We start from the raw sequence: 12,621 nt of genomic DNA, 5'->3' as shown, positions 1-12,621 counted from the left end.
TTTGTCATTGCCAAGCATGTTCGTCGAGGTATGTTTGTCATTGCGAAGTATAGTCTGTCATTATAAAGTATAGTCTGTCACTATGAAGTATGGTTTGTCATTGCGAGGTTATTTTGTCATTGCGAGGCACGAAGCAATCTCCTGGCTTGATAAGATTGCTTCGTACCTCGCAATGACAAAATAACCCTCGCAATGACAAAATAACCCTCGCAATGACAAAAAGCACATACTACGAAGTTAAAAAATTACTTTCTTTTTCCAAGGTGGTAGTCCTTGTGCACAATTAAAAAACTGGCCCGTTCTTCCTTTTTAAAAGGGTAATCCCAATTGCCCTGATAGGTAATTTTTGTTGGCAGTTTCTCCCCATCAAAATAACTCATCTCAATGTTCATCTGCACATCAAAATCAAACAGGATGTTACTATATTTCATGTCTACATACCTGCCCAGAATGGCAAAGTTCCGCTTATCAAAAATAGTTGTTAGCGTCTTAATCATCAAGCCATCTTTAGTTCCGCTGCTAATGTCTTTTTTTACAGCCACCTTAAACCGGTAAACCGGGATAGAATCCAGGTACATACCGCTATCATAAGAATAGTCGTAATACTGCCTCATATTGGCGGTAAAGATCTGGGTTTTATTACCAATAAAAGGAAGGCCTTTAATTGGTCTGCCCGGACTAAATATCAATGTTTTCAGTTTGTCTTTGTAACCTTCGTTTGTTCCTTTTCCTTTAGCATCGGTTATCATTGGTCCGTCTTCAACCAAATCAGAGCTCTGAGGGTTCATAAAAATGAAATCAAACATCTCAACAGTGTACAACTGGAACTTGCCGTTCTTCTTATATAGCTTGCCAGATTCCTCTTTAGCCAGATATTCCATTTTATACGGACCATCATTGTTATGCCTGATCTTTCTGTATATCTTCCCTTCTACCTTGTTGTTCTTATCGTATGTGTAAATCCTGTTCTCCGCCGTGAAGGTATATTTCTTCATGTTCCTGAAAGCCTGATAAAAGGTTTCATCGGTAATAATGGCGTTGATAAAAGTCTCAATTCCGAACCGCTGTGCAGAGATCCTTACTGAAGTATCCAGTTGTATGGTCTTGATGGTATCGGGGTTAAAGCGATCTATTGCCTGTCCGTAAACAGTAATTCCCATTCCACAAACCAGCAACAACAATAAAACTTTTTTCATCTTAATTAGTTACCCAACTGCTTTAATGCAATATAGGCCATCAATCCGGTAGATATTTTTAAAGCATCCTCGTCAATATCAAATCTTGGCGTGTGTACAGAATATGCGGTATCTTTTGCTGTATTGCCGGTACCCAGCCTGTAAAAGCAGGCATCAGTAACTTGAGAGTAATATGCAAAATCTTCTGCAGCCATCCAGATGTCCATATCTATCACGTTGTCCTTACCCAAATATTCGGCTGCACAAGCACGTGAACTGGCAGTCAGCTTAGGCTCGTTAACTAGAAACGGATAGCCATCCACAATCCTGAATTCGCAACTTCCACCCATGCTTTCCGCAATGCCTTCTGCCATTTTCTTCATCAGGCGCTTTGCTTCTTTTCTCCAATCCTCGTTCAGCGTTCTAAATGTTCCTTCCAGCTTTACTTCGTTAGGAATAATATTGGTGGCGCCATTTGCCTGCACTTTGCCGAACGACAATACCGAAGGTAGTCTTGGATCAGCATTGCGACTCACTATCTGTTGTAAGGCTATAATAATATGCGAAGCGATAAGAACAGGATCTATGTTTTGATGTGGCTGTGCACCATGCCCGCCCTTACCATGTACGGTTACATATAACTCATCTGTAGAGGCCATGTAAATGCCTGAACGGAAACCTACTTTACCGCTTTCTATTAAGGGCATTACATGCTGACCAATAATAGCCTGCGGCTTAGGGTTTTCTAATACCCCTTCCTTAATCATGATACTTGCTCCACCGGGCAATACTTCTTCTGCAGGTTGAAAGATCAGCTTAACTGTTCCTCCAAATTCTTCCTTTAAACTGTTCAATATAAATGCCGTTCCTAAAAGGGAGGAGCTATGTACATCGTGTCCGCAGGCATGCATTACACCGGGGTTTTTAGAAGCGTATGGCTTATCATTCGCCTCAAGAATAGGCAAGGCATCCATATCTGCTCTTAGCGCAACTACCTGATCTGATGGGAGCGCACCTGTTATCAAACCCACTATGCCTGTATTGGCCATCGCCGAAAAAGGGATACCCCATTCGGTGAGCTTACTTTTAATAAATGAAGAGGTTTCAAATTCTTTGAAAGACAATTCCGGATTGGCATGAATGTGCTGGCGATAACCCACAACCTGCTCAAATATTTCAGCAGCGTGTAATTGTATTTGATCCTTATTAATCATTGCTGTACTCTAAACTTGGTGCATTAATTTTTTCCCTGAATATAAATAGTGTAGGAAAGGTACCCTTCAGCTCGCTCATTAAACGCTGAGCTTCCAGCCTTGTTCTAAAATCTCCTACTCTTAAATAGTAATTAGGCTGCTTATAGGTAATATAGGTGTTTAATTCGGGGTATAATCCGCCAAATCTGGACTGCTCAGCAAATACCTCACGCCTGTCCGATCCATAAAACACCTGTACCCGATATCCCATTTGAGATACAAGAGGCCCCTGTTTTACCGTTCCTGTGGTTGGCACAGGAACGGTAGCATGGGTAGTACTTAGTAAAATTCGTTTAGCAATCAAACTGTCTATTAGCGGATCTTTCTCTATGGTAACAATACCCCTGGTTTGCGCAAACACACCAACAGAAAAAAAACAACATATAGCAACGATTACTATTCTCATCAATAATTTTTAATTATACACCTGCGCCATGGCAGTTCTTAAACTTCTTTCCGCTTCCGCAAGGACATGGCTCGTTTCTGCCGGTAGTCACTTCTTTACGAATCGGCTGCTGAGGCACATTTTCACGGGTATCTTCCATCTCTGGCATTCCGGCAAGTCCACCAACATTTCCAAACTCAGGTTTTGAAGTCTTTATTCTATTGGAAGCTGGTCTTGGTGCCTGTGCTTCTCTTACATCATCAGGATCGGTATGTACCGGAATCCCGCCCTTATATAAGAAACTAACCACCTCTTTATTTACCGCATTCAGCATGTTTTTAAACAGGTTAAATGCTTCCATTTTATAAATAACCAATGGGTCCTTCTGCTCGTAAACTGCATTTTGTACAGATTGCTTCAACTCATCCATCTCCCGTAAATGCTCTTTCCAGGTCTCATCAATCAGCGCAAGTACAATCGTCTTTTCAAATGATTTAGTAATTTCCCTACCCTTATTGTCAATCGCCTTTTTCAAGCCTACCGGAACCTGAACGTTTCTGATACCATCTGTAAACGGAACCAATATTTGCTCTACATTTTCGCCACGCTCATCATATACCTGGATCAATACCGGCATCGCCTGACTAATTATCGCTTCTGATTTCCTGCTGTAGAAGGCAGTCATCTCGTCAAACAATTTATCAGTTAGCGTATGGATATTCCTTGAACCAAATTCAGCTGCGTCTATTGTGGTATCTGCAGAGAAGTTCTTGATCACCTCTAACTTAAAGCCTTCAAAATTACCTGCCTCTTTGTATTCTGTTACGATATCTTCTGAAACGTCAAATACCATGTTACTCATGTCAACGTCTAAACGCTCACCAAACAATGCATTTTTACGTTTGGAATAAATTACTGAACGTTGTGAGTTCATCACATCATCATATTCCAATAATCGCTTACGAACACCAAAGTTGTTCTCTTCTACTTTCTTCTGTGCACGCTCAATTGATTTGGTAATCATAGAATGTTGGATCACCTCTCCTTCTTCTATTCCCATTCTTACCATCACGTTAGAGATCCTTTCAGACCCAAATAAACGCATCAGGTTATCTTCCAGTGATACAAAGAATTGTGAAGATCCAGGATCACCCTGTCTACCGGCACGACCGCGCAACTGCCTGTCTACACGACGGGATTCATGGCGCTCTGTACCTACAATGGCTAAACCACCTGCTTCTTTAACGCCTGGGCCTAACTTAATATCCGTACCACGACCAGCCATGTTGGTGGCTATAGTAACCTGACCGGGTTGTCCGGCTTCTGCTACAATATCTGCCTCACTCTGGTGCATCTTTGCGTTCAGCACATTGTGCTTAATGCCCCTTAATTTAAGCATGCGACTTAACAATTCAGAGATCTCCACAGAGGTAGTACCCACCAAAACTGGTCTGCCTGCTTCCGTTAACTTCACAATCTCTTCTGCTACTGCATTGTATTTTTCACGTACAGTTCTGTACACGTAATCCTGATGATCAGTTCTTGATATCACCCTGTTGGTAGGTATCTCTACCACATCCAGTTTATAGATAGACCAGAACTCACCTGCTTCTGTTGTTGCAGTACCTGTCATACCACATAACTTGTGGTACATTCTAAAAAAGTTCTGCAAGGTTACTGTCGCATAAGTCTGTGAGGCATCCTCTACCTTTACATTCTCTTTAGCCTCAATAGCCTGGTGCAAACCGTCAGAATAACGGCGACCGTCCATGATACGGCCAGTCTGCTCATCAACAATCTTAATCTTGCCTTCATCAATGATGTATTCCACATCAATTTCAAACAAAGTATAAGCCTTTAGCAATTGATTTACAGAGTGAATTCTTTCTGCTTTGATAGAGTAATCACGCATCAACGAATCTTTCTGCGCAATTTTATCTTCATTGCTCATGTCAGATTTTTCGATATCAGCAATTGCAGTACCCACATCAGGCAATACAAAGAAATGCGCATCCTCACCAGATTTAGTGATCAGCTCAATACCCTTCTCTGTAAGCTCTACCTGGTTGTTTTTCTCATCAATATAGAAGAACAATTCCGCATCTACCTTAGGCATATTTTTAGACTGATCTCCCATGTAATGGTTCTCAGTTTTAAGTAAAGTCTGCTTGTTGCCGCCTTCACTTAAAAACTTAATCAATGCCTTATTTTTAGGTAAACCACGGTGTGCACGAAGCAGGGCTAAACCACCTTCGCCTTCTTCTGTACCGGATTTACCATCATTTATTAGTTTTTTAGCTTCATTTAAAGCTTTGGTAATATATTCACGCTGCGCGGAAACCAAACGCTCTATACGAGGTTTAAGCTCATAAAACTCATGCTGATCTCCAAAAGGCACAGGACCTGATATAATCAAAGGGGTACGGGCATCATCAATCAATACGGAATCGACCTCATCCACCATCGCGAAATGCAGCTTGCGCTGTACCAGCTGATCTGGAGTTTGAGACATGTTATCTCGCAGGTAATCAAAACCAAACTCGTTATTGGTACCATAAGTAATATCTGCCAGGTAGGCGTCCCTTCTCTCCTGAGAATTTGGCTCATGCCTGTCGATACAATCCACCTTTAAACCATGGAACTCAAACAAAGGTCCATTCCACTCAGAGTCACGTCGCGCTAAATAATCATTCACCGTTACAATGTGAACACCTTGTCCGGCTAAAGCATTCAAATAAGCAGGCAATGTACTTACCAGTGTTTTTCCCTCACCAGTAGCCATCTCCGCTATCTTACCGTTGTGCAATACAATACCACCTATTAACTGTACATCGTAATGCACCATATTCCACAATACCTCAGTACCGGCCGCATCCCATTTGTTTGCCCATAACGCTTTATCTCCCTTAATGGTTACATTGCTTTTGCGCGCAGCATAATCCCTGTCGAACTGGTTGGCTGTTACTTCTAAAAATTCATTCTCAGTAAAACGTCTGGAGGTTTCTTTAACTACCGCAAATGCCTGTGGCAGCACGTCTAGCAATACCACTTCCAATTCCTTATCGCGGTCTTTAATCAACGCGTCAATCTGGTCGTAAATGGAAGTTTTTTCTGCTAAGGAAAGCTCCTGACTTTCGCCTTCTGCTTTTAAGGCATTAATACGGCCATCAATTTCAGCTAAGGCAGTAGCGATAACTTCCTTAAAGTGGGTAGTTTTATTACGCAGTTCATCATTGCTTAACGCAGATAGCTTTGCATATTCTTCATTTATCTTGTTTACAATAGGTTGAATAACCTTAATATCTCTTTCTGATTTGCTTCCAAAAACCTTGGTTAAAAATCCTAACATCTTCTATATTTTGTGTTTATGTGTTGAATAGTGAATATCAAATTGGTGACAACAACAACTAGGCCATAGAGGCTAAAAAGCCAGAATGTCAGTCGCAAGTATGTCCTTATAGTTTGTCATTGCGAGGAGCGAAGCGCCGAAGCAATCTCCCTTATCTACTTAAGGGCTGTTATTTTTAGGCGTATCCTTAACGGTCAGATCCTGGATGATCTGGTTATTTACATAATAGGTAAGCGGATGCAACTTTGCTGCAACCCCAATAACGGTTAAGTCGCTATAAGACATAAAGAAAGGATAGCGCGGATCATCGGGCTGGGTCTGACTTACAGAAGCCGCCGCCGGATTGCTCTGGTGCTTATCACAATACTGTCTCGTTAATATCCTTAGCCCCTCCACACGCTCAGCTTTGGCCAATTGTGTAAGACTAAAAAATACAAGAGATAAGGTTACTATGTGTCTCATTTAAGCGGCAAAGCTACTTCTTATCTTTTAGAAATAGAAATCTGGACTTATAAATGATTGCTGCTTGCTTTTTAATAGGCTATTCCAGTCCTGATCTGTCATTTTTTACTATATTTATAGGGTTGCAAAAGCAAGTTTATCGCACTGTTATATTAAATTTAACACGTTACTGAATATAACTTACCACCTTAATAAATTCGACTTACTACCTTAATAAATATAACTAACAACTTTAATAATCCCTCAAAATAACCGAATGAAACTATTATCGCTATCTCTAATGCTGCTGTTTTCTATTGCAGCAAACGCCCAACAAACCTTTACCATAAGCGGAACGCTAAAGAATACCAAAGGTCAGCCGCTTTCCAGCGCAACGGTATTTATTGCAAGTTCCCAAAAAAGCACCGCCACCAATGAGAAAGGAGCTTTCATAATCGGGAATTTAAATCCTGGTAGCTACCAGGTGGTGATCAATTCTATCGGCTATGCGTCCATAAAACACAACATCGTTATCCGCGATAAATCTGCCGTATTAGATACCGTACTGCTGGAAAAGGCAGTTGATTTAGATGTGGTCATTATTGGGAATGATAGTCAGCGCAAAAACTTCATCAAAACCTTTACTAAGTATTTCCTTGGAGAATCTGAAAATGCCAAAGCCTGTAAAATCTTAAACCCCGAAAAGCTGGAATTTAGCACCGACAAAAAGCTTTTAAAAGCATACACGCAGGATTTTCTGATTATCGAAAACCCCAATCTTGGATACCACATCAAATACCTGCTCAGTACTTTTCAATACAACAGCATGGCAGATGCTACTTTTTACGACGGGGAATGCATTTTTGAAGATATGCAGGGTACAGCTGCAGAAAAACAGTTGTGGGATGCCAACAGAAAAAAAGCTTACCAGGGCTCCTTAATGCATTACTTAAGGGCGCTGCATACCAATACGACAAGGGAGGAAGGTTTTTTAACGTATTTAATCCACAACTTATTGATACCCCTTGTTATTGCACCCAGTCCTGTTTTTACCGAGCAACTGATCACCAGGACTGACAGCAACTTTTTAAAGTTCAACTATAAAAAGCGTCTTTATATGCTTTATGACAAGAAGAAAGCGCTGGCAGACGATAAGCCATCCGGCAAAACCCAAATCATTGTGGATGTGGCACCAACAGGATCTATTTTACTGCTTGATGCGGATATCGACAAGCGAGGCAGTTATGCCGCCTATAAAAGCGTACTGATCCAAGGCTTTTGGGGTACAAAACGCCTTGGAGATCAACTGCCATACGAGTATGTGGCTAACTAAATATCAGAGTAATCTGTAGGGTATAAAAAGAGAATTGTGCTTTTAGATACGGTATTTTTATACTCTTCAACAGCAGATAATGTTTTCCACTGACTGTCGCCAAAAAAAGCACTCCAATGCTTCTCTCTTGATGCCATGTTATCGAATGTAGTTAAATACATCAAATTAGGCATGCGCGATCCTGCCACTACTTCTCCATAAAACACAGCATTAAAGCTCAGTCTTTTAAACAAACCGATCTCATCACCCGTATTAAACATTTTCACTTTACTTTTAAAAAGCTTCTCTGTAGGTCCTTCATAACTGCGTAGTTCGTATACCCGCTCAGCCTTTGGTGTGCTTACCGCAGATACGTTAAAGACCGGACTTTTCTCAAAGGCACTGATTAAAATGGTTTCAATTCTTTCGTATGGTGCTTTGTTATAAGCAGCATTGATATAGTCTGCTCCACTTTGCTGATACAACTTATCCTTTTCCAGCTTATCATTTAATTTAAGCAAGGCATCTGCAGATTTAAAAGGCAACCATACATAGATCAGTCGCTCGTCTTTTGTCTCATCAAAAGTAGCCGCCTTAATGTTCTTGAATACACCGGCTTTCATAATTCCTGCTCTGTGTAGCGCCGGCAAATAAGCCTTCTCTAAATAGCTTTCTACCATTTGCTCCTGATCTGCATTTTTTAAATGATAGATCTTGATCTGATATAAATCCTTTGCCGCAGCAAATAGGCCCGAAGCGGAAAGCATCAGTACCGTTAACAATAAACTAAATCTCAACTTCATGATCACAATTTTATACGATATGTTAATATATTACTAATTAAACCAGGTCAAACCCGATGTCTTCTCTAAAATATTTCCCGTCAAAATAAATTCTCGCTGCATCAGCGGTGGCACTTTGCAAGGCTTCAAACTGCGTATCCTGCAAGCTGGTAATCGCAATTACCCTACCGCCATTTGTTTTTATCACACCGCCTTCCAACACAGTACCTGCATGAAAAGCGGTAGAATTCCTAATGTTATCAATGCCTGTAATATACTTTCCTTTTTCATAATCACCAGGATACCCACCTGCAACAATCATAACAGTGGCTGCGTTCTTCGCACTAATCCTTAGCTGTTGATCTTTCAACTTTTTTTCTGCTACCGCGATGAACAATTCTACCAAATCGTTTTCAATCCTTGGGATGACACTTTCCGTCTCCGGATCGCCCATCCGGCAATTGTACTCTATAATTAAAGGATCATCGCCAACCTTAAAAAGTCCGAAAAAGATGAAACCCGTATAATCAATATTGTCTTTTTTTAATCCATTGATGGTAGGCAAAATAATGCGTTCCTCTACCTTTTTTAGAAACTCCGCATCTGCAAAAGGAACCGGAGAAACCGATCCCATACCACCAGTATTTAGGCCTGAATCTGCAACACCTATCTTCTTATAATCCTTTGCTTCTGGTAGTACGACGTAGTTGTCTCCATCGGTCAGCACAAATACAGAAAGTTCAATTCCGTTTAGGAACTCCTCAATTACGACTAAAGATCCTGCAGTTCCAAACTTACCACCAAGCATGAGCTGAAGCTCTTCTTTTGCTTCTTCAACAGTCTGACAAATTAAAACGCCTTTACCCGCAGCAAGGCCATCTGCTTTTAGTACAATGGGCAAACTATGTTGATCCAGGTAGGCCAAACCTTGTTGTAAAGTTTCGTTATTGAACGACTGAGATCCTGGAGTAGGGATGCCATGGCGCGCCATGAATTGCTTTGAAAAATCTTTACTACCCTCTAAAATGGCACCCTCCTTTTTGGGGCCAATTACCGGAATGTTTGCCAAAGCTTCATCTTCCAAAAAGAAATCATGAATGCCGTTAACCAATGGTTCTTCTGGGCCTACAACAACCAGTTCTATTTTCTCTTTCAGAACCAGTGCTTTTACTGCTTCAAAATTATTAGGATCTATGTTAACATTCTTACCGAAAGCCCCAGTACCACCGTTCCCGGGGGCAATAAAAAGCTGACCACATAGGGCTGACTGACTAACCTTCCAGGCGAATGCACTTTCTCTTCCACCTGAACCTAAAATTAAGATATTCATAACAACAAACTTAAATAAAATTGTGATGAAGTAAACACTCCATATAAAAACGATTTTATCAACAATAGAAAACGGTAGGTTTTGAATGTAATCTGAATTGGCTCTGATTAATTTATTACAAGTTCTATACCCGTTGTAAACCCGTTTTGTACTCGTTACACACCCGTTTAAAAACGGGTTTAGTACAAGTTAAACACGAATAATTAAAGTATAAACTGATACTGAAAACAAAATACGTCAATGACTTATTCCTAACTAGATTCTCATAAGTCATTTTGAAAAGAGATGCTTACTATTTGTTAACAGATTTTTTACTCCTGTTGATGACCAATAATCATACCTTAGTATTTTAAACCCCCTGTTAAATGTCAATTAACAAATATCTCAATTTAGCTATCATTTGTATGGCGCTAAGTTCCTGTGGTCCATCAGCCGATGAAATTGCAGCTACTCAAATGAAAGAAATTGTCGCTTTAGAGAATGCTCATAGCCATAGTTCAGACAATATATTTGATGCCTCTGCCCAAATGGCTTCTTTAGATTCATCCTTAAAAACTGCGAATCCTTATGATGCCTTGCGGATTAACTATTCACGTGCTAAGGTTTTTATGGAAAAGGGTGACATCAACAAGGCAGTGGAATTATTTAGCCTGGTGCATAACGATTCTACGGTTAAGGGCAGTTATTTTGACCTTAGCAAACTGCAGCGGGAACTTGCCTTTGCCTATCTAAGAATGGGCGAAGTAAACAACTGTCTGGCTAATCACAATACAGAATCTTGTATCTATCCCATCCAGGGTGGGGGTTTGCACCGCGATCCATACGGTTCAACCAAAGCAATTGAGCTCTATGAAGATATCCTTAAAAGAAACCCAAAGGATGCGGAATCCCTCTGGTTGATGAATATTGCTTACATGACTTTAAATAAATATCCGGATGGAGTACCTAAGCAATATTTACTAAAAAATCCTTATCCTGAAACCGATAAAGTATTACCTTTTGAAGATGTTGCAGCAGGGTTAAAATTGAATGTAAGCAATCGTGGTGGTGGTGTGATTACTGAAGATTTTGACAACGATGGCTACCTCGATATCGTTACTTCTGCATGGGGAACAGAGGATGCTGTACACTATTTTCACAACAATGGAGATGGCAGTTTTATAGACCAGTCGGAAAAATCTGGCCTCAGTACCCAGACGGGAAGTTTGAACATGAACCAAGCTGACTATAATAACGATGGCTTTAAAGACATCCTTTTATTGCGGGGGGGATGGAAAGGGGTTTTTGGCGCCGTACACAATTCTTTAATGAAAAATAATGGTGATGGAACTTTTACTGAAGTAACCATCCAGGCCGGACTACTTTCTGCGCATCCTACCCAAACAGCTACATGGAATGATTTCAATAATGATGGCTGGGTTGACCTCTTTATCGGCAATGAAAGTTTTCCCAATGATCCGCAATTGCAACACCCTTGTGAATTCTTTATCAACAATCAGGATGGCACTTTTACCAACGTAGCCGCTCAAACTAAATTAGACCTGAAGTATTTTGTTAAAGGGGTAACTTCTGGGGACTATAACAACGACGGCTGGCAAGACCTATTTATTAGTGCAATGGGAGAACGTATCCTTTTAAAAAACAAGGGCATAAAAGGTAAAATACCTCAATTTGAAAATGTTACCGCAAAAGCCGGCCTGTCTGCCGACAAGAACAGCAGTTTTGCTACGTGGTTTTTTGATTACGACAATGACGGATGGGAGGACATCATTGCCTGCGATTATTCTTTTAACAACACACTGTCTGGCATTGCAGGTCAAGAAGCATTGGGTATAAATTCCGAATTTAAAGGTCAGCCTGTACTATATCACAATAATGGTGATGGTACTTTTAAAAATATAACGCAAGAAGCCGGCCTATACAAATCTGTTTATGCAATGGGTGCGAGTTTTGGAGATATCGACAATGATGGTTATCTAGATATGTTTTTCGGCACGGGGAATCCCAATTTTGATTCACTTATCCCCAATAGGATGTTTAGAAATGACAGCGGCAAAGGTTTTAACGAAGTCACCAGATCTGCTCGTGTTGGAAGTCTACAAAAAGGACATGGTGTGGCTTTTGCCGATCTTGATAATGATGGTGATCAGGATATTTATATCGATTTAGGCGGGGCATACCAGGGGGATGCATTTCCAAGTGCCCTTTATATGAATCCCGGCCAAAATAAGAACAACTGGATTAATATTGATTTAACTGGTGTTGAAGCAAATAAAGCCGCTATTGGCAGCAGGTTAAAACTGTCTGTATTGGAAAATGGCAAGATGCGGTTTATCTATAAAGACGTTAACTCTGGTGGTAGTTTCGGCTCTGCCCCCTTTAGAAGGGAAATAGGGATCGGATCTGCTACTGAAATTGCTGAGTTAGAGATTAAATGGCAGGGAAGCAGTAAGGTTCAAAAATTCAAGAACATCAAACCCAACCAGTTTATAAAAATTACAGAAGGCAGCAATGAAATAAAGAAAGTAAACCTCAAGATTCTTAATTTTAAAAAGCTGGGGCCTGAAGAACATCACCATATGGTAATGTAAAAA

General features: G+C 40.5%; 9 protein-coding genes. 2 read left to right on the top strand and 7 right to left on the bottom strand.

Annotated features, from left to right (window positions below):
- Positions 1-245: 245 nt before the first annotated feature.
- The 5 genes from ACVWYN_RS03360 to ACVWYN_RS03340 form a co-directional block, all read right to left on the bottom strand.
- Positions 246-1,196 carry a hypothetical protein gene (locus ACVWYN_RS03360; RefSeq protein WP_457287408.1) on the bottom strand — a complete coding sequence of 317 codons (951 nt, stop codon included), beginning with the start codon at positions 1,194-1,196 and terminating at the stop codon, positions 246-248.
- Positions 1,197-1,201: 5 nt separating this feature from the next.
- A complete protein-coding gene (locus ACVWYN_RS03355) occupies positions 1,202-2,389 on the bottom strand; it encodes a M20 metallopeptidase family protein (protein ID WP_457287407.1) in 1,188 nt (395 codons plus the stop codon).
- Complete coding sequence (locus ACVWYN_RS03350) at positions 2,382-2,834, bottom strand: SPOR domain-containing protein (RefSeq protein ID WP_457287406.1); 453 nt, start codon at positions 2,832-2,834, stop codon at positions 2,382-2,384. The genes ACVWYN_RS03355 and ACVWYN_RS03350 overlap by 8 nt, the downstream gene beginning before the upstream one ends.
- Before the next feature lie 13 nt (positions 2,835-2,847).
- Positions 2,848-6,162 (bottom strand): preprotein translocase subunit SecA, encoded by a 3,315-nt coding sequence (secA, locus tag ACVWYN_RS03345; RefSeq protein WP_457287405.1) that lies wholly within the window; start codon positions 6,160-6,162, stop codon positions 2,848-2,850.
- A 159-nt stretch (positions 6,163-6,321) separates the two neighbouring features.
- The gene (locus ACVWYN_RS03340) at positions 6,322-6,624 is read right to left on the bottom strand and encodes a hypothetical protein (protein ID WP_457287404.1); all 303 of its coding nucleotides are present in this window, start codon (positions 6,622-6,624) and stop codon (positions 6,322-6,324) included.
- A gap of 256 nt (positions 6,625-6,880) precedes the next feature.
- Here ACVWYN_RS03340 and ACVWYN_RS03335 point away from each other — a divergent pair, with 256 nt between their 5' ends.
- Positions 6,881-7,936 (top strand): carboxypeptidase-like regulatory domain-containing protein, encoded by a 1,056-nt coding sequence (locus ACVWYN_RS03335; RefSeq protein WP_457287403.1) that lies wholly within the window; start codon positions 6,881-6,883, stop codon positions 7,934-7,936.
- Here ACVWYN_RS03335 and ACVWYN_RS03330 read toward each other — a convergent pair.
- Both ACVWYN_RS03330 and purD read right to left on the bottom strand, forming a co-directional pair.
- Entirely contained in the window at positions 7,933-8,718 is a 786-nt protein-coding gene (locus tag ACVWYN_RS03330; protein WP_457287402.1) for an NIPSNAP family protein, read from the bottom strand. The genes ACVWYN_RS03335 and ACVWYN_RS03330 overlap by 4 nt on opposite strands.
- A 37-nt stretch (positions 8,719-8,755) precedes the next feature.
- On the bottom strand, positions 8,756-10,027 hold the full coding sequence (gene purD / locus ACVWYN_RS03325) for a phosphoribosylamine--glycine ligase (protein WP_457287401.1): 1,272 nt from the start codon (positions 10,025-10,027) through the stop codon (positions 8,756-8,758).
- 365 nt (positions 10,028-10,392) lie between these two features.
- On the opposite strand from purD, the gene ACVWYN_RS03320 reads away from it, so the two are divergent.
- Positions 10,393-12,618 (top strand): FG-GAP-like repeat-containing protein, encoded by a 2,226-nt coding sequence (locus ACVWYN_RS03320; RefSeq protein WP_457287400.1) that lies wholly within the window; start codon positions 10,393-10,395, stop codon positions 12,616-12,618.
- Positions 12,619-12,621 lie beyond the last annotated feature (3 nt).

The sequence above is a fragment of the Pedobacter sp. UYP24 genome (assembly GCF_054057295.1).
The sequence above is the reverse complement of the archived record's forward strand: the minus strand, read 5'-3'. Positions and strand labels throughout refer to the sequence as shown.

What these genes read in the sequence shown, in the direction of transcription:
- ACVWYN_RS03360 (WP_457287408.1), bottom strand. Translation starts at nt 1,196, where the DNA reads ATGAAAAAAGTTTTATTGTTGTTGCTGGTTTGTGGAATGGGAATTACT.
- ACVWYN_RS03355 (WP_457287407.1), bottom strand. Translation starts at nt 2,389, where the DNA reads ATGATTAATAAGGATCAAATACAATTACACGCTGCTGAAATATTTGAG.
- ACVWYN_RS03350 (WP_457287406.1), bottom strand. Translation starts at nt 2,834, where the DNA reads ATGAGAATAGTAATCGTTGCTATATGTTGTTTTTTTTCTGTTGGTGTG.
- secA (WP_457287405.1), bottom strand. Translation starts at nt 6,162, where the DNA reads ATGTTAGGATTTTTAACCAAGGTTTTTGGAAGCAAATCAGAAAGAGAT.
- ACVWYN_RS03340 (WP_457287404.1), bottom strand. Translation starts at nt 6,624, where the DNA reads ATGAGACACATAGTAACCTTATCTCTTGTATTTTTTAGTCTTACACAA.
- ACVWYN_RS03335 (WP_457287403.1), top strand. Translation starts at nt 6,881, where the DNA reads ATGAAACTATTATCGCTATCTCTAATGCTGCTGTTTTCTATTGCAGCA.
- ACVWYN_RS03330 (WP_457287402.1), bottom strand. Translation starts at nt 8,718, where the DNA reads ATGAAGTTGAGATTTAGTTTATTGTTAACGGTACTGATGCTTTCCGCT.
- purD (WP_457287401.1), bottom strand. Translation starts at nt 10,027, where the DNA reads ATGAATATCTTAATTTTAGGTTCAGGTGGAAGAGAAAGTGCATTCGCC.
- ACVWYN_RS03320 (WP_457287400.1), top strand. Translation starts at nt 10,393, where the DNA reads ATGTCAATTAACAAATATCTCAATTTAGCTATCATTTGTATGGCGCTA.